Here is a 16,824-nt window from a genome sequence, read left to right on the forward strand (position 1 = left end):
CGACGGTGTTCACTGGGCCGTATGGCGGCCACGGAACTCGGACAGGCACTGCGGCGTTGGCGCGACCGGGTCTCCCCGGACGCGGCCGGACTGCCCACGGGAGGCCACCGCAGGGCGGCCGGTCTGCGGCGCGAGGAGCTCGCGATGCTGGCCGGGATATCGGTCGACTACATCACGCGCCTGGAACAGGGCCGGGCGGTCAACCCCTCGGCGCAGGTCGTCGAGGCGCTGGCGCGCGCGCTGCGGCTGTCGGGGGACGAGCGGGCGTATCTGTTCGGGCTGGCGGAGCTGGTTCCGCCGGGACCGGACGTGGTGCCCGGATACATCACGCCGAGCGTCCAGCGGCTGCTGGACCGGCTGGTCGACACACCCGTGGGCGTCACCGACGCGGCGATGAACCTGCTGCTGGCCAATCCGATGTACGCGGCGCTGATGGGCGATCCGTCCCGGCTGCGGGGCCCGGAACGCAATGGCGCGTGGCGCAACTTCATGGGGGTGCCGAGCCGGGTCCGGCACACCCCCGAGGAACGGCGCTCCTTCGAGGCCGGGATGGTCGCCGAGCTGCGCTCGACCGCCGCCCGCTATCCGGCCGACCGCCAACTACAGCGCCTCGTAGCGGAGTTGAGGGCACGCAGCCCGCGGTTCGCGGAACTGTGGGAGGCGGGCGTCGTCGGCCGGCTCCAGGCGTCGCACAAGACGATCGACCACCCGCAGGTGGGTCTGCTGACCCTCGACTGCGACCTGCTGAGGGTCGAGGAGAACGACCTCCACATCCTCGTCTACTCGGCCGAACCCGGCACCGAGGCCGCCGAGAAACTACAACTGCTCTCCGTACTCGGCACCCAGAACCTGATCGATCAGGGCTAGGGCCTGTCGTTCGGATCAGCTCGGCGTCGCGGGCCCCGGCACGCGCATCTGCCGCGTTGTCGTCACTCGCCGACTCCCTCCTCCGCCTTGCAGCTGCACGCACCAGACCCCGCTCGGCTCGGCCGCAAGGCACCGTCCCCTGCAGCCGAGCCGATCCAAACGACAGGCCCTGGGCGGAGCCAACCGCACCGACGCGTCCCCGGGACCGCCGTGGTCGACCACTCACGTCGACTCCCGCACCACCAGTCGGCACGGCACCGTGTGCACTCCGGGTGTCGGGGCGGAGTCGATGGCCTCCAGCAGTTTCAGTGCGGCGATGCGGCCGATCTCGGTGAGGTTCATGTCGATGGTGGTGAGGGGCGGGCGGCAGGCCAGGGCCATGGTGTCCCAGTTGTCGTAGCCGACGACGGCGATCCGGCCGGGGACCTCCAGGCCGCGTTCGCGCAGCGCGTCGGCGACACCCCGGGCTATCTGGTCGTTGCCGCAGAAGAAGGCGTCCGTGTCGGGCGCCGTGCGCAGCACCGCGTCCGCCGCCCGGCGCCCCCACGCCTCGCTCCACTCCCCGAAGTGGACGCGGCCGCCGGAGAGCCGCAGGTCGGAGCGCTCGAGCACGTCGACGGCGTGACGGGCGCGGTCGCGGGCGGCCGCGTGGTGCTCGGGGCCGGTGACATGGGCGATCCGGGTACGCCCGGTGGCGATCAGGTGTCCGACGGCGAGCTGTGCGCCGCCCCGGTCGTCCGAGGCGACCGAGGTGTCGGCCGGGTCGGTGGACGGCGAGAGCGCGTAGACGATCGGAATGCCGTCGACGCCGTTCAGCGGCGGGCGGGCATCGGTCCGGCGGCCGGTGACGATGATGCCGTCGACCCGCCGGTCCATGAGGTTGCGCAGGTGGTGCTGTTCCCGGATGGTGTCGCCCCGGGTGTCGCACAGCAGCACGGAGATCTTCCCGGCGCCCAGCGCGTCCTCGGCGCCCAGCAGGACTGGCGTGCTGAAGCGGCCGATGCCGTCCGTCGTCATCAGCCCGACCGTCCAGCTGCGGCCGGTGTGCAGGCTCTGCGCGTGCTGGTTGGGCCGGAACCCGAGCTCCTCCACGGCGTCCAGCACCCGCTGCCGGGTCTCCGGACGCATCCGGCCGCTGCCGCTCAACGCCTTGGAGGCCGTGCCCACGCTGACACCGGCGAGCGCGGCGACGTCGGCGAGCTTCGCCCGGCCTGTGGAAGCGGAACGGGGAGCGGCTCCAGTCACGGGCAATCCTTTTCTCAGTGGTGGTGTCCGACGGGTCGACCGCCGCCCATGGTCGCAGGCGGTCGCACCGAGTGCCAGTCTTTGGGAAACAAGAGAAATCTTACGCAGACGACTTGACCGGGGTCCGCCGCCTCCCCTCTACTCTTCGACGAAGAAAACGGTTGCTCAAATCGTTGTTCAGTCGCTGTGTCGCTCCCACGCCTTCCACCTCCGGAGAGCCATGCCCCGCACCCCCTTGGCCCAGCACCCCGCCGGCCCGATCCGCCTCGGCCCGGACGCCCATGCCGCGCTGCGCCCCGCCACGGCCGAAGTGGCCGAAGGCTTCTGGCAGTTGCGTCGCGAGGTCAACGCCGGCACGTCCATCCCGCAGGGCCCCGGCCTGCTGGAGTCCGCCGGCAACCTGCACAACCTGCGGCTCGCGGCGGGCACGGCCGAGGGCGAGTTCCAGGGCGCGTACCCCTTCGTGGACACGGACGTCTACAAGTGGCTGGAGGCCGCGTCCTGGCAGCTGGCCCAGGGCGGGTCGCCGGAGCTGGAGGCGGACGTCGACCGGATCGTCTCCCTGGTCGCCGCCGCCCAGCAGAGCGACGGCTACCTCAACACCTGGTTCCAGCTGGTCAAGGGCGGCGAGCGCTACCAGGACCTGCGCTGGGGCCACGAACTGTACTGCGCCGGCCACCTCGTCCAGGCCGCCGTCGCGCACCACCGGGCCACGGGACGCACCGAACTCCTCGACGTGGCCGTGAAGTTCGCCGACCACCTCGACTCGGTCTTCGGCCCGCCCGGCAGCGGCAAGGAGATCGACGGCATCGACGGCCACCCCGAGGTGGAGACCGCCCTGGTCGAGCTGTACCGGGAGACCGGCGAGCGCCGCTACCTCGACCTGGCCGGTTACTTCGTCGACCGGCACGGCCACGGACTGCTCGGCGGCGAGGCCTACTGCCAGGACCGGGTGCCGGTGCGCGAGGCGGACAACGTCGAGGGCCATGCCGTACGGCAGTTGTACCTGCTGGCCGCCGTCGCCGACCTGGCCACCGAGACCGGGGAGGCCGAACTGCGCGCGGCCGCCGAGCGGTTGTGGCACGCCATGACCACCACCAAGACCCATGTCACCGGCGGCCTCGGCGCCCACCACGACTGGGAGGACTTCGGCGACCCCTACGAACTGCCCAACGAGCGCGCCTACTGCGAGACCTGTGCCGCGATCGCCTCGATCCAGTGGAGCTGGCGCATGGCCCTGCTCACCGGCGAGGCCCGCTACTCCGACCTGGTCGAACGCACCCTCTTCAACGGCTTCCTGGCCGGTGTCTCGCTGGACGGCGAGCGCTGGCTGTACGTCAACCCGCTGCAGGTCCGCGACGGACACACCGACCCGGGCGGCGACCAGTCCGCGCGCCGCACCCGCTGGTTCCGCTGTGCCTGCTGCCCGCCGAACGTGATGCGTCTGCTGGCCGGCCTGGAGCACTATCTCGCCTCCGGCGACGAAAGAGGCCTGCAGATCCACCAGTACGTCACCGGCCGCTACACCTCCGGTCCGATCGTCGTGCGGGCCGAGACCGACTATCCCTGGGACGGCACGGTCGCCCTCACCGTCGAGGGCACGCCCACCGACCGCCCCTGGACGCTGTCGCTGCGCATCCCGCAGTGGTGCCGCGACTTCCGGGTGCGGTGCGGTCAGGAGACGTACGACCGCGCGGCGGACGACGGCTGGCTGCGGCTGGAGCGGACCTGGGCGCCCGGCGACCGGGTGGTGCTGGAGCTCTCGATGGAGCCCCGGCTGACCGCGGCCGACCCGCGGGTGGACGCCGTGCGCGGCTGCGTGGCGATCGAACGCGGGCCGCTCGTGCACTGCCTGGAGCAGGTCGACCATCCCGGCGGCGGCCTGGACGACATCGTCCTGGACACCGGCCGTCCGCTCGCCGTGAAGCACCGGCCGGACCTGCTCGGCGGCGTCACCACCGTGGTGGCCGCCGGACGGCGGCGCCGCACCCCCGACCGGGGCTGGTGGCCGTACGCCTCCGCCGACACCGCCACCGAACCCGACGGCGAGTCCGTCGAGTTGACCGCCATCCCCTACTACGCCTGGGCCAACCGCGAGGACGGCAGCATGCGCGTCTGGCTCCCCACCTCCTGACACCCGCCCTACGACAACGAGGTCACCCCGTGATACCCACCCGCCGTACCCTCATGGCAGCGCTCGCCGCCGTCGGCACCCTCGCCTCCCTCACCGCCTGCGGAGGCGGTTCCAGCTCCTCCTCGGGCTCCTCGTCGGGCGGGTCCGCGGGGACGTACGCCTTCTGGGACCCCTACCCCCAGTTCAACGCCTCCTCGGCCTGGGGCAGGCTCGTGACCTCGTGCGGCACCAAGGCGGGGGTGAAGCTCGAGCGGACCGCCTACGACACCACCGACCTGGGCAACAAGGCCCTGCTGGCCGCCCAGCAGGGCAACGCGCCGGACGTGATGCTCGTCGACAACCCGGTCGTCTCCACGCTGGTGGAGGCAGGGATCCTCAACAAGACGAGCGACCTCGGTCTGGACACCACGTCGATCCAGAAGAACGTCATCGGCGCGGGCACCATCGACGGCGCCCCGTACGGTGTGCCGATCGGCGCCAACACCCTGGCCCTCTACTACAACAAGAAGGTCCTGTCCGCCGCCGGCGTCGACCCCGCGTCCGTCAAGGACTGGAACTCCCTCACGGCCGCGCTGAAGAAGGTCAAGGGGGCCGGCAAGAAGGGCATCACGTTCTCGGCGATCAACACCGAGGAGGGCAGCTTCCAGTTCCTCCCCTGGTTCTGGGGCGCGGGCGGCGATCTGACGAAGCTCGACTCCGCCAAGGGGGCCGCCGCGCTGTCCCTTTGGAAGCAGTGGGTCGACGCGGGATACGCGCCCAAGGACGTCCTGCAGAACACGCAGACGACCAGCTGGCAGGAGTTCGCCACCGGCGACTACGCGTTCGGCGAGAACGGCACCTGGCAGCTGGGCAACGCGGAGAAGGCCGGCTTCGGCTACGGCATCATCAACATCCCGGCGCAGAACGGCGGTTCGGCGCCGGTGCCGACGGGCGGCGAGTTCGTCACCGTGCCCGTGCAGAAGGACACCGGGCGCTATGACGTCAGCAAGAAGATCGTCACGTGTCTGACCAGCGACGCCAACCTGCTGCCGACCGACACGACGCTGCAGTACATCGCGCCCACGGCCGCCGTCCAGGCCGAGCAGGTCAAGCAGAACCCGAAGCTCAAGCCGTGGGTGGCCGCGGTGGCCGCGGCCCGTGGCCGGACCAGCGGCGGCCTCGGCACCAAGTACCCGACGATCTCCCAGCCGATGTGGACCGCCGTGCAGGCGGCGCTGTCGGGCAGCAAGAGCCCGCAGGACGCCCTGGCCACCGCCCAGCAGAGCGCGCAGAAGGGCTAGGACCGGCATGACCATCGCCCGGGTCGACCGTCCGCGGCGGACACCGGCCGCCGCGGCGGGGGCGAGCGACGCCGACGCACCGTCCCTGCGCCGCCGTCACCGGCGCAGGAGCCGTCTGACCGCGCTCGCCTTCGTGACGCCTCTGCTCGCCTATCTCGCCGCCTTCTACGTCTATCCGCTCTACCGCAACCTCGACCTGAGCCTGCGCGACTACACCGTGCGGTCGTTCGTGGCGGGCGACGCGCCGTTCTCCGGCTGGCACAACTTCCGCACGGTGCTGGACGATCCGACGTTCGGTCCGGCGATGCGGCACACGATGGTCTTCACCTTCGTGTCGATCGCCTTCCAGTACGCCATCGGGCTCGCCCTCGCGGTCTTCTTCAACCGCCACTTCCGGCTCGCGCCCACCCTGCGCGCGCTGTTCCTGATCCCGTGGCTGCTGCCGCTGATCGTGTCGGCGTCGACGTGGTCGTGGATGTTCAACAGCGAGTCGGGGGTGGCGAACTACTTCCTGCACTTCCTCGGCGTGAGCCCGGTCGGCTGGCTGACCTCGCCGGACTGGGCGCTGACGTCGGTGATCGTCGCCAACATCTGGATCGGCATCCCGTTCAACCTGGTGATCCTCTACAGCGGACTGCAGAACATCCCGGCCGAGCTGTACGAGGCGGCGTCCCTGGACGGGGCGAGCGCCTGGCAGCAGTTCCGCCGGATCACCTTCCCACTGCTGCGCCCGGTGTCGGCTGTCACCCTGCTGCTGGGGCTGGTCTACACGCTGAAGGTGTTCGACCTGATCTGGATCATGACCAAGGGCGGTCCCGGCGACGCCTCCTCGACCCTGGCAACGTGGTCGTACCAGCTCGGATTCGGCACCCTGCTGCCCAAGTTCGGGCCCGGGGCGGCGGTCGGCAACATCCTCATCCTCATCGCCCTCGTCTTCGGGCTGCTGTACATCCGCGTCCAGAGGAGGCAGGAAGCGTGAAGTCCCCTTCCACCGGACGCCGTCACACCGTCGTCGGGCTCGTCCTCACCGCGCTCATGCTGTTCCCGGTGTACTGGATGGTGAACGTCTCCCTCACCCCGCAGCAGGACATGCGCAAGGACCCGCCCGACCTGTTGCCGCTGCACCCCACCTTCGAGGGCTACCGGGCCGTCCTGGACGACCAGTTGCCGTACCTGGGCACCAGCCTGCTGATCGGGCTGGGGACCGTCGCCCTGACCCTCGTCCTCGCGGCCCCGGCCGGCTACTCGCTGGCGAAACTCCGCCCGCGCGGGGGCGGCGGGCTGGGCCTGGCCCTGCTGATCGCGCAGATGGTCCCCGGGATCGTCATGGCGATGGGCTTCTACGGCATCTTCCTGGACCTCGGGCTGCTCAACTCCTGGTGGGGGCTGATCATCGCGGACTCCACCATCGCCGTGCCGTTCGGCGTCATGATCTTCACGGCGTTCATGTCGGGCATTCCCGGCGAGCTCATCGCCGCCTCGCGGATCGACGGCGCCGGCACCTTCCGCACCTTCTGGTCGGTCGTGCTGCCGGTCAGCCGCAACGCCCTGGTCACGGTGTCGCTGTTCAGCTTCCTGTGGGCCTGGTCCGACTTCGTCTTCGCCAACACCCTCGACGGCGGCGGCGATCTGCGGCCGATCACCCTCGGCATCTACAAGTACATCGGCAACAACAACCAGGAGTGGAACGCGATCATGGCCACCGCCGTCGTCGCGTCCGTCCCGGCTGCCGTCCTGCTGGTCCTCGCGCAGCGCTATGTGGCCGCGGGCGTGACCGCGGGCGCCGTGAAGGACTGACGCCCGCCTTCCCCCCTCCCCCTTTCCTCCCTGAGGAGTTCTCTGTCATGAGCCGCACAAGACCCCCCGTCCCCGCACGCCTGACCGCCGTGCTCGGCGCAGCCGCCCTGACCGCGGCCGCGCTCGCCACCGCCTCCCCCGCCCAGGCGGCCCCCACCGCCTCCACCACCCTGGTCGTCAACGCCGCCCAGACCCTGCGGCCCGTCACCCATGTGGCGACCGGCAGTCTCTACGGTCTCGCCGACGCGAGCACCCCGGCCGACAGCCTGGTCACCCCGCTCAAGCCCAACACCTTCGTCCAGATGGCCCCGGGCGGCTCGCAGTTGCCCAACGGCGAGCCCCGGCCGGCCGGTGACGCTCTGGTGGTGGCCGCCAAGGCGGCCAACGCGGGCGCCAAGGTGGTCGTACGGATGCCGGACTGGTATCCCAACTTCCCCTACAAATGGGTGAGCTGGAGCGACTGGCTGTCCGCGGTGGACAAGCAGGTCGCGTCCGTGCAGTCCTCCGGCGCCACGAACATCTCCGCGTACGAGCTGTGGAACGAGCCCGACTGGACCTGGGACACGACCAACGCGGGCGCGTTCGACGCCGGCTGGGCACGGACGTACAAGGAGGTCCGCGCCAAGGACACCAAGACGCCCATCCAGGGACCCAGTTACTCGGCGTGGAACCAGTCCTGGATGAGCACCTTCTTCACCGACGCCAAGGCGAGCGGCACGGTGCCGGACATCATCTCCTGGCACGAGCTGCAGGGTTCGCAGAACATCGCCGCGCACGTCTCCGCCTACCGCGCCCTGGAGTCGAGCCTCGGCATCAGCCCGCGCCCGATCGCCATCGAGGAGTACGGCACCACGAGCGAGGTCGGCGTGCCCGGACCGCTGGTCGGCTATGTCGCCAAGTTCGAGCGGGCCGGCGTCCACGACGCCGAGCTGGCCTTCTGGAACCACTACGGCACCCTCGGCGACACCCTGACCGACACCGGCGCCTCCCCGAACGGCTCGTACTGGCTCTACAGGTGGTACGGCGACATGTCCGGGAACATGCTGGTCACCACGCCTCCGGCACAGACCGGCATCGACGGCTTCGCCTCCCTGAACGGCTCGGGCAACCAGATCAGCGTCGTCACCGGCGGCTGCACGGGTTCGTGCGCCGTCACCGTCAACGGCCTGTCCTCGCTGTCGGCGTTCGGCTCCACCGTGCACGTCAAGCTGGAGTACACCCCCTCCAAGGGCCGCACGACGGCGGTCGCCGGGCCGATCACCGTCTCGGACGCCAACTACACGGTGACGGGCGGGTCCATCACCGTGCCCGTCACGATGAACGCCTCCGACGGCTACCACCTGGTCATCACGCCCAGCGGCACCGCGACCTCGCTGGCCGGGCGCTACCAGATCAGCAACAAGAACAGCGGACTCGCCCTGGACACCAGCGGTGCGGGCACCGCGCAGGGCACCTCCGTCGTCCAGGCCGGCTCCACCACCGGCACCGACCAGAACTGGACCCTGGTGGCCGCCGGAAACGGGCTGTACAAGATCCAGCAGCAGGCGAGCGGTCTGCTCCTGGGCATCACCAACATGAGCACCGGCGACGGCGGAACCGCGGTGATCTGGGGTGACAACGGCACGGCCGACCACCTGTGGCAGCTCATCCCGGACGGCAGCGGCTACTACAAGATCGCCAACTACAACAGCGGTCTGCTGCTCGGCGTGAACAACATGAGCACCGCCTCCGGCGCCCAGGTCCTGCAGTGGACCGACAACGGCACGGCCGACCACCTGTGGAGGCTCACCTCCCGGTGAGCGGTGGCCGGGGCCGCCCCCGGCAGCCCGATGCCGGGCGTGCGCACCGCACGCCCGGCATCGGCTCCCCGCCAAAGCGCCCTCCCGGCCCGGGGTCAGCCGAACTGGCCGGGCTGGTAGTCGCCGGCCGGCTGCTGCACGAGGACGTTGAACCGGTTGTACATGTTGATCAGGGCGATGGCGGCCACCAGGGCCGCCAGCTGGTCCTCGTCGTAGTGCTTGGCGGCATCGGCCCACACCTCGTCCGGGACGCCGCCGGCCGCGTCGGCGATCCGGGTGCCCTGCTCCGTCAGCTCCAGGGCGGCCCGCTCGGCCTCGGTGAAGACCTTGGCCTCGCGCCAGGCCGCCACCAGGTTGAGCCGCTGCTGGGTCTCCCCGGCGGCCAGGGCGTCCTTGGTGTGCATGTCGGTGCAGAAACCACAGCCGTTGATCTGGCTGGCGCGGAGCTTGACCAGTTCCTGCGTCGCGGCCGGCAGCGTCGACTCGGAGAGCGCCCGGCCGGCGGAGTTGACGTACCGGAAGATCTTGGCGGCAACCGGGTTCTCGAAGAGGTTCAGGCGAGCTTCCATCATCCGCTCCTGTGTCGTCGTCGTTGGTTACACCTCATTGACGGAGCAGCCGGACGGAATGTGACAGGACGGAATGTGACCTGCGCCTCACCAATGGGAGCCGCTGCGGCCGCTGTTCAGCCGAGCGCCTTCAGCAGTTCGACGGCGAGCGGGGCGGAGGACGCCGGGTTCTGCCCGGTGACCAGGTTGCGGTCGACGACGACGTTCGGCGCCCACGGCTCGCCGGCCTGCACCTGCACGCCCGCCTCGGTCAGCCGGTCCTGCAGCAGCCACTTGGCCCTGTCCGCGAAGCCGGCCTGGGTCTCCTCGGCGTTGGTGAACGCGGCCACCCGGTATCCGGCGAAGGTGTTGGCACCGTCCGCGCCGGTGGCGGCGAGCAGGGCGGCCGGGGCGTGGCAGACGACGCCGAGGGGCTTGCCGGATTCCAGGGCGGAGGTCAGGAGCCTGCCGGAGTCGGCATTGACGGCGAGGTCCTCCATGGGGCCGTGCCCGCCGGGGTAGAAGACGGCGGCGTAGTCGTCGAGGTCGACGTCCTCCAGCCGGATCGGGTGCCGCAGCTCGTCCGCCGCGTCGAGCACCCCGGCGATCCGGTCGGCGTTCTCCTGGCCGCCGTTCACCTCGGCCGCGAGGCTGCCCTTGTCCACGGTCGGCACCACGCCGCCCGGGGTGGCCACGACGATCTCGTGGCCGGCGGCCTTGAACGCCTCGTAGGGCGCGACGGCCTCCTCGGCCCAGAAGCCGGTGGGGTGCAGCGTGCCGTCGGCCAGCGTCCAGTGGTCGGCGCCGGTCATCACGAACAGGATCTTCGACATGGTGTCTCTCTCGGTGGTCGCCGATGGTGGCCGTGCCGGTCCCCGCGCGAGCGGATCGCCGGCACGGCGATGCACCCGACCGTAACCTCCCCCACCCATTGGATTCCAATAGGCTCATACATATGAGGCATAGGGAAACCAATGGCCGGGAGGGATCGGGGCAGGCAGGCGTGGCGGCGCTGGACCTGAACCTGCTGCGCACGTTCCTGGCCGTCTACCGCACCGGTTCCTTCACGGCCGCGGCCCGTCTGCTCGGGCTGTCGCAGCCGACCGTCACCACACAGGTGCGCACGCTGGAACGGCAGTTGGGCCGCGAGCTGTTCGAGCGGCAGGCCCGCGGGGTCTCCCCCGTCCCCTACGCCGACGAGCTCGCCTCACGCGTGGTGGGGCCCCTGGACTCCCTCGCCACGGTCACCGGCCCGGGGACCGCGGGCGAGCACCGGCCGGCCGAGCCGGTGCACCTGGCCGGGCCGAACGAACTGCTCACCCGTTGCGTCCTGCCGGGCCTCGCGCCCCTGGTCGACAGAGGGGTACTACTGCGGGTCACGCCCGGTCTGACCGAGCCGCTCCTCGACGAGCTGCGCGCGGGCCGCTACGACCTGGTGATCGCGACCTTCCGGCCGCGCGGCCGCGCCCTGGCGGCGACGCCGCTCACCGACGAGGAGTTCGTCCTGGTCGCCTCCCCGGCGTGGGCGGAGCGTGTCGGCGGCCCGGCCCGCGTCGCCGCCGACGGCCCCGCGGCCCTGCACGGCGTCCCGCTGATCGCGTACGCCGAGGACCTGCCGATCGTCCGCCGCTACTGGCGTCATGTCTTCGGCCGGCGACTGGTGCGGCAGGCGGCGGTCACGGTGCCCGACCTGCACGCGGTCAGGGCGGCGGTCGTCGGCGGTACGGGCTTCACGGTCCTCCCCCGCTACCTGTGCGCCGCCGAGCTCGCCTCCGGCGCGCTGGTCCTGCTGCACGACCCGGACGACCCGCCGATCAACACCGGCTTCCTCGTGCAGCGCCCCGGCGCCTCGGCCAACCCGCACGTGGACCTCGTACGCGACCATCTGCTGCGGGCGGCACGGGACTGGTAAACCCCGCGTTCGCGGTCACCGCCTCAGGGCCGCCCGCGCCGTCGCCAGCGCCTGCTCGGCGTAACCGCGCCCGAACAGCACCGCGTGCACCAGCAGCGGGAACAGCTGGTGCAGTCCGATACGGTCCCGCCAGCCGTCGGCGAGCGGGGCCGCCCGCCGGTAGCCGTCGAGCACGTCCTCCAGGTGCGGGCAGCCGAAGAGGTGGAGCATCGCCAGGTCGGTCTCCCGGTGCCCGCCGTGCGCGGCGGGGTCGATCAGCCAGGCGTGTCCGTCGGCGCCCCACAGCACGTTGCCGTTCCACAGGTCGCCGTGCAGGCGGGCGGGCGGCTCGGCGGGGCCGGCGAGCTCGGGCAGATGTTCGCAGACGCGTTCCACCACGGCCGACTCGGCGGGGCGGACGGTACCGGCGTCGACGGCCGAGCGCAGATACGGCAGCACTCGGTGTTCGGCGTACCAGCGGGGCCAGTCGGTGCCGGAGGCGTTGCGCATGGGAGCGAGGCCGATGAACGCGTCCACGGGGCCGTCGGGCGGCGCTGCGCCGAACACGGGGGCGCCGGCGGCGTGCAGAGCGGCCAGCTCACGCCCCAGCGCCCGCGCCGCCACGGCCGTCGGCCGACCTCGCGGGACCAGGTCGGTGACCAGCCAGTCCTCGTCGTGTCCCCGCACCTCGGGCACCCGGACCGCGTCGGCCTCGGCCAGCCAGCGCAGTCCCGCCGCCTCGGCACGCACCGAGCCGGGCGCGTCGCCGCGCTTGACGACGACGGTCTGCCCGCCGTCGAGGCCGACCTCGGTGAGCGCCCCGGACAGCCGCCGCTCACTGCGCACCCCGCACCCGGTCAATCGCGCCGCCACCGCGCCCGGCGTCCGGCCGCTCATACGACGGCTCCGCACACCGCGACGACCAGGACGCCGACGGGCGGCGTCCGGACCAGGACCAGGTGTTCCACGCGAAGAAGGAGGAGGCGCACGGGCTCCAGCGTACGGACAGGTCCCTGCCGAGGCCGGTCACCGTGTCCGCGGTCATGGACCGCCCGGTCACGGGTACCCGTGGTCGTGAAAGACCTCATCGTGAGGAGATGACTCGGATGCTGTTCATCGGACTGCTCCTGCTGGGAGCCACCGGTGCCTTCACCGCTCTGGTGATCGCCGGCAACCTGTCCGGGGGGCCCGAGTACACCGTGTCGGTGCTGGGTCACCACATCGCCACGATGAACACGCTCGCCGTCTTCTGCTCCGGCCTCGCGCTGGCGCTCCTCTTCTGCCTGGCCCTGGCCATGACGACCGGGGCGACCCACCGCCGAAGGCGCAGGCCGCGGGCGCACGGCCCGGAGGAGACCACACACCTCGATGAACTGATGGGACGGGACGCGCGCGCCTGAGGGGCCGGCCGGACGGCGGCGTCCCGGCACAGGGCCCGCTCTTCCGCGCGGGCGCCGGGCTGCCTAGCGTGCGGTGCATGGATCTTCAACAGCCGCCGTCGGTACGGCATTTCGACCACTGCCCCTGGCTGTTCGGCGAGGCCGCGACCGAGGAGCAGCGGCGGGCGCAGCGGGAACGGCAGGAGTCGCTCGGCGGAGACGCCGTGATCGGCGAACGCTGTTACGTCGCCGAGTCCGCGGCGGTGTTCCCGGACCGGCTGCGCCTGGGCGACGACTCCTACATCGCCGCACACGCCTACGTCACCGGGGAGGTGACCACCGGCACCGACTGCACGCTCAACCCCTTCACCACCGTGCGCGGCACGGTCGCCCTGGGCGACGGCGTGCGGATCGGCGCGCACACGTCGCTGCTCGGCTTCAACCACTCCATGGCCCCCGACCGGCCGGTCTTCCGGCAGCCGCAGACCAGCCGCGGGATCAAGGTGGGCGACGACGTGTGGATCGGCTCGCACGTGGTCGTGGTGGACGGCGTCACCATCGGCGACCACTGCGTGATCGGGGCCGGAGCGGTGGTCACCAAGGACCTCCCGGCCTGGACCGTGGCCGCCGGAAACCCGGCCCGTCCGCTGCGCGACCGCCGTGACGTCCCCGCCGCGGCTCCCGCCCGCCGCGACCCGCTGGCCCGGTTCGCCGACACCGCCCGCGCACAGGCCCCCGACCTCATCGCCCGCTGCTGGGACGGCGCCCGGTACGTCGACCACCCCGGCGCGGCACCGACCGTACGGGCGCACTGCGACGCCGTCGAGATCGCCGACCTGCTGCTGGGAACGGCACCCGCGCAGCTCGCCGCCGACGAGCACGTCCGGCGGCTGAGCACGGCACAGGACCCGGACACCGGTCTGGTGCCGGAGCTCGGTGAACCGCTGCCCGAGCCGGAGGCGGACGGCTTCACCGGCGAGGGCGCCGCCCTCTACCACATTCTGTCGGTCGGCTACGCGCTCGACCTGCTGGGCGCCTCCTTTCCCCATCCGGTGCGCGGCGTGCGGGACATGACGGCACGTCAGCTCGTGGCGCGGCTGGAGGGGCTGGCGTGGCGGGACGGCGCGTGGGGGGCGGGGGCATGGATCGACGCCTGGGCCACCGCCGCGCACTGGAACCTGCGGCTCGCCGGGGACGACGGCGGCGGGGCGGTGGAGGCGCTGTTCGGCCGGCTGCTCGGCAGCGTCGACCCGTGGACGGGGATGTGGGGCGGCCCCTCGCCCGTGGAGGGGCGGCTGCAGGTGGTCAACGGCTACTACCGGCTGACGCGTGGCTCGTTCGCGCAGTTCGGGCTGCCGGTGCCGTACCCGGAGCGGGTCGTGGACACGGTGCTGGACCATGCCCGCGACCCGCGCCACTTCGGCCCGGGTCGGGAGAACGCCTGCAATGTGCTGGACGTCGCCCACCCGTTGTGGCTGTGCGCGCGGCAGCTCGGGGCGGGCACCGGCGGCGACGGGTACCGTACGGCCGAGATCCGGGCGTGGGCGGAGCGGCAGTTGGCCGCGGTCCTGCCGCGCTGGCGGGACGGGCAGGGGTTCAGCTTCGGTCCCGCCGGTCCCGCGGGCCCCGGACCGGAGCCGGGCCTGCAGGGCACCGAGATGTGGCTCGCCATCGTCTGGTACCTGGCCGACCTGCTGGGCCGGTCCGACGAACTCGGTTACCGCCCGCGGGGCGTCCACCGTCCGGAGCCGGCCCGAACGGGCCTGGGGCCGCTCGGCGGCTGACGGCGCCCGGGCACGTTCAGCGGCGCCGCCACGGCAGCGCCTCCGGGTCCGTCCCGCCGTTCTCGGCGCGGTGCAGGGCGTCGCTGATGGCCTCGCCGATCTCCGCGAACTGCCGGACCTGCTCCGGTGTCAGGGCGTCGAACACCGCCTGGCGGACGGCCTCCACATGGCCCGGCGCGGCCCGCTCCAGCAGGGCCCGCCCCTGACCCGTGAGGACGGCGAGCTGGCCGCGGCCGTCGGCGGGGTCCTCGCGCCGGTCCACCAGGCCGGACTCCCGGAGCCGGCTCACCGCGTGGGTGAGCCGGCTGCGGGTGATCTTCAGCCGTTGGGCCAGCTCGGACATGCCGAGAGCGCCGTCGGGCGCCGAGGAGAGGTGGACCAGCAGGCTGTAGTCGGCGTGCGTCATGCCGGCGTCCCGCCGCAGCTGCCGGTTCAGGTGATCGGCGAGCAGGGTGGAGAAGTCGACGTAGGCCAGCCAGGCGCGCCTCTCGTCGGAATTCAGCCAGCGTGGCGTCACGGACATGCGGCCACTCTAGCCATCTTCCGTTTGAAGGTTCACTCACAGCTCGGGAGTCCGTCGCCGTGTGGCGCACGCCTTTGAACCCTCGCGAGTCGGCCATTCTGACCGCGCGCCGACGACTGCCGCCACCTCACCCCGCCCACCGGCACCCACACTCCCGCAGTCCAGCGCCTGTCCCTGCCGCATACACCCTGACCTGCGGATCTCGGTCTCCGTGAAAATCAGTGACCCGCCAGGCACGCGGCAGCGTTCCGGCATTTCGCCGAAGGTGCGGAACTGGCCGGATTCCTTTGCGCGTCGTGGGCGCGGTGACGTTGATCTGCCACTGTGCGCTCTTCCAGTGGGGGGCTTTTCGGCGTCGATCGAGGAGGGGACGCTCGTGCTGAGACGTGAGGCCTTGCGGCTGCCCAGGCATCCGGCTTCGGTCGGCTTCGCCCGGCACCGGGTCCGGCAGCATCTGGCCACATGGGGGTACGCCGAGGACGACGCGCTCACGGAGGACGTCGTCCTGCTCGCCTCCGAGCTGGCCGCCAACGTCGTCCGGCACGGTCCCATCCTGCAACGGGAGTTCGAGCTGTCGGTGACGGCGCGGGCGGACGGCTCCTGCCTCATCGCCGTCTCCGACGCGAGCCCCGCACAGCCCGTCCTGCAGGCCGCGCCCGGCACGGACGACGAGCGGGGCCACGGTCTGCACCTGGTCGACCAGGTGGCGCGGACATGGGGCGTACGGCACCGGGGGCGGCACGGCAAGACGGTGTGGGCCCTGGTGGGCGACGCCGCCCCGTGAGGCACTACTGCGCCAACTGGGGGTAGAGCGCCGCCAGTTCTCCCGACAGGCCCGCCTTGACCTGCCGCGACAGGTCGTCGGCGAGCACCTCGTACGCGCCGGTCTCGATGCCGTCGAGAGCGAGCGCGGCGACATCGCGGGCGGCGGACTTCGGCGCGTCGATACGTGCGGTGAGGTCGGTGTCCACGTATCCGACGTGCAGACCGGTCACCTCGATGCCGCGCGGCTGCAGCTCCAGGCGCAGGGAGTTGGTCTGCTGCCACAGGGCGGCCTTCGACGCGCTGTAGGAACCGGCGTTGCCCAGCCAGGACAGCACGGAGTGGACGTTGAGGACGTGTCCGCCGCCGTTGCGTTCGATGACCGGCACGAAGGCGCGGGTGACCAGCAGGGGCCCGTAGAAGTTGATCTCGAAGTCGCGGCGCACGTCGTCGACCGGGGTGGTGAGGAAGGGACCGCCGACGGAGACTCCGGCGTTGTTGACCAGGACGGTGACGTCCTCGGCCTGCGCCGCCGCGGCCGCCACGGACTGCGGGTCGGTGACCTCCAGCGCCAGGGGTACGGCGTCGGGGTGCGTCACCGTGCGCGGGTCGCGGGCCGTCGCGTACACCTTGCCGGCGCCTCGCGCGTACAGCTCCTCGACCAGCGCCTTGCCGATGCCCCGGCTGCCGCCGGTGACGAGAACGACAGCGTCCTTGATCGCGGTCATGACTGACTCCCCAACTCGATGATCTCGGTAAACCGATCGGTTTCCCTTACTGTAAACCGATCGGTTTCCAACTCTCAAGGCAGACGG

At 71.7% G+C, this 16,824-nt stretch carries 16 protein-coding genes; 10 read left to right on the plus strand and 6 right to left on the minus strand.

The features are described 5' to 3' along the window. The first annotated feature begins 21 nt into the window (after positions 1–21). Positions 22–867, plus strand: coding sequence for a helix-turn-helix transcriptional regulator (locus ACQF4J_RS07580; protein WP_351573031.1), 846 nt, complete (start codon positions 22–24; stop codon positions 865–867). A gap of 222 nt (positions 868–1,089) precedes the next feature. Here the strand turns inward: ACQF4J_RS07580 and ACQF4J_RS07585 are convergent, their stop codons facing one another. After that, entirely contained in the window at positions 1,090–2,112 is a 1,023-nt protein-coding gene (locus ACQF4J_RS07585; protein ID WP_351573034.1) for a LacI family DNA-binding transcriptional regulator, read from the minus strand. 220 nt (positions 2,113–2,332) lie between these two features. On the opposite strand from ACQF4J_RS07585, the gene ACQF4J_RS07590 reads away from it, so the two are divergent. Genes ACQF4J_RS07590 through ACQF4J_RS07610 form a run of 5 tightly spaced genes read left to right on the plus strand, consistent with a single transcriptional unit; the run spans position 2,333 to position 9,122 of the window. Next, positions 2,333–4,246 (plus strand): glycoside hydrolase family 127 protein, encoded by a 1,914-nt coding sequence (locus tag ACQF4J_RS07590; RefSeq protein ID WP_427165252.1) that lies wholly within the window; start codon positions 2,333–2,335, stop codon positions 4,244–4,246. A gap of 53 nt (positions 4,247–4,299) precedes the next feature. Next, positions 4,300–5,526 carry a sugar ABC transporter substrate-binding protein gene (locus ACQF4J_RS07595; protein WP_427165254.1) on the plus strand — a complete coding sequence of 409 codons (1,227 nt, stop codon included), beginning with the start codon at positions 4,300–4,302 and terminating at the stop codon, positions 5,524–5,526. A gap of 7 nt (positions 5,527–5,533) precedes the next feature. Continuing rightward, a complete protein-coding gene (locus tag ACQF4J_RS07600; protein ID WP_427165256.1) occupies positions 5,534–6,505 on the plus strand; it encodes a carbohydrate ABC transporter permease in 972 nt (323 codons plus the stop codon). Between the two features lie 56 nt (positions 6,506–6,561). Continuing rightward, positions 6,562–7,323: a carbohydrate ABC transporter permease gene (locus ACQF4J_RS07605; protein ID WP_384811192.1), complete on the plus strand. Its 762-nt coding sequence runs from the start codon at positions 6,562–6,564 to the stop codon at positions 7,321–7,323. A 47-nt stretch (positions 7,324–7,370) separates the two neighbouring features. Then, positions 7,371–9,122 (plus strand): RICIN domain-containing protein, encoded by a 1,752-nt coding sequence (locus ACQF4J_RS07610; protein ID WP_427165258.1) that lies wholly within the window; start codon positions 7,371–7,373, stop codon positions 9,120–9,122. Positions 9,123–9,217: 95 nt separating this feature from the next. On the opposite strand, the gene ACQF4J_RS07615 is transcribed toward ACQF4J_RS07610, so the two are convergent. Continuing rightward, the gene (locus ACQF4J_RS07615) at positions 9,218–9,691 is read right to left on the minus strand and encodes a carboxymuconolactone decarboxylase family protein (protein ID WP_351573245.1); all 474 of its coding nucleotides are present in this window, start codon (positions 9,689–9,691) and stop codon (positions 9,218–9,220) included. A 116-nt stretch (positions 9,692–9,807) separates the two neighbouring features. Continuing rightward, positions 9,808–10,503, minus strand: coding sequence for a type 1 glutamine amidotransferase domain-containing protein (locus tag ACQF4J_RS07620; RefSeq protein ID WP_427165260.1), 696 nt, complete (start codon positions 10,501–10,503; stop codon positions 9,808–9,810). Between the two features lie 122 nt (positions 10,504–10,625). Here ACQF4J_RS07620 and ACQF4J_RS07625 point away from each other — a divergent pair, with 122 nt between their 5' ends. Continuing rightward, positions 10,626–11,582, plus strand: coding sequence for a LysR family transcriptional regulator (locus tag ACQF4J_RS07625; protein ID WP_351573059.1), 957 nt, complete (start codon positions 10,626–10,628; stop codon positions 11,580–11,582). 15 nt (positions 11,583–11,597) lie between these two features. Here the strand turns inward: ACQF4J_RS07625 and ACQF4J_RS07630 are convergent, their stop codons facing one another. Continuing rightward, positions 11,598–12,458: a fructosamine kinase family protein gene (locus ACQF4J_RS07630; RefSeq protein ID WP_427165263.1), complete on the minus strand. Its 861-nt coding sequence runs from the start codon at positions 12,456–12,458 to the stop codon at positions 11,598–11,600. A gap of 200 nt (positions 12,459–12,658) precedes the next feature. Between ACQF4J_RS07630 and ACQF4J_RS07635 the strand changes: the two genes are divergently transcribed. Together ACQF4J_RS07635 and ACQF4J_RS07640 are read left to right on the plus strand one after the other, a co-directional pair. Then, entirely contained in the window at positions 12,659–12,961 is a 303-nt protein-coding gene (locus ACQF4J_RS07635) for a hypothetical protein (RefSeq protein ID WP_351573065.1), read from the plus strand. A 77-nt stretch (positions 12,962–13,038) separates the two neighbouring features. Then, positions 13,039–14,724, plus strand: coding sequence for a DapH/DapD/GlmU-related protein (locus ACQF4J_RS07640; protein WP_427165265.1), 1,686 nt, complete (start codon positions 13,039–13,041; stop codon positions 14,722–14,724). 16 nt (positions 14,725–14,740) lie between these two features. Here ACQF4J_RS07640 and ACQF4J_RS07645 read toward each other — a convergent pair whose 3' ends face one another. After that, positions 14,741–15,247, minus strand: a complete 507-nt coding sequence (locus tag ACQF4J_RS07645) for a MarR family winged helix-turn-helix transcriptional regulator (RefSeq protein WP_351573071.1) — start codon at positions 15,245–15,247, stop codon at positions 14,741–14,743. A gap of 376 nt (positions 15,248–15,623) precedes the next feature. Between ACQF4J_RS07645 and ACQF4J_RS07650 the strand changes: the two genes are divergently transcribed. Further along, positions 15,624–16,031: an ATP-binding protein gene (locus ACQF4J_RS07650; RefSeq protein WP_351573074.1), complete on the plus strand. Its 408-nt coding sequence runs from the start codon at positions 15,624–15,626 to the stop codon at positions 16,029–16,031. Between the two features lie 4 nt (positions 16,032–16,035). Here the strand turns inward: ACQF4J_RS07650 and ACQF4J_RS07655 are convergent, their stop codons facing one another. Then, positions 16,036–16,737 carry an SDR family oxidoreductase gene (locus ACQF4J_RS07655; protein WP_351802078.1) on the minus strand — a complete coding sequence of 234 codons (702 nt, stop codon included), beginning with the start codon at positions 16,735–16,737 and terminating at the stop codon, positions 16,036–16,038. Between the last annotated feature and the right edge of the window lie 87 nt (positions 16,738–16,824).

The organism is Streptomyces sp. C1-1, from assembly GCF_050214755.1.
Classification (GTDB): domain Bacteria; phylum Actinomycetota; class Actinomycetes; order Streptomycetales; family Streptomycetaceae; genus Streptomyces.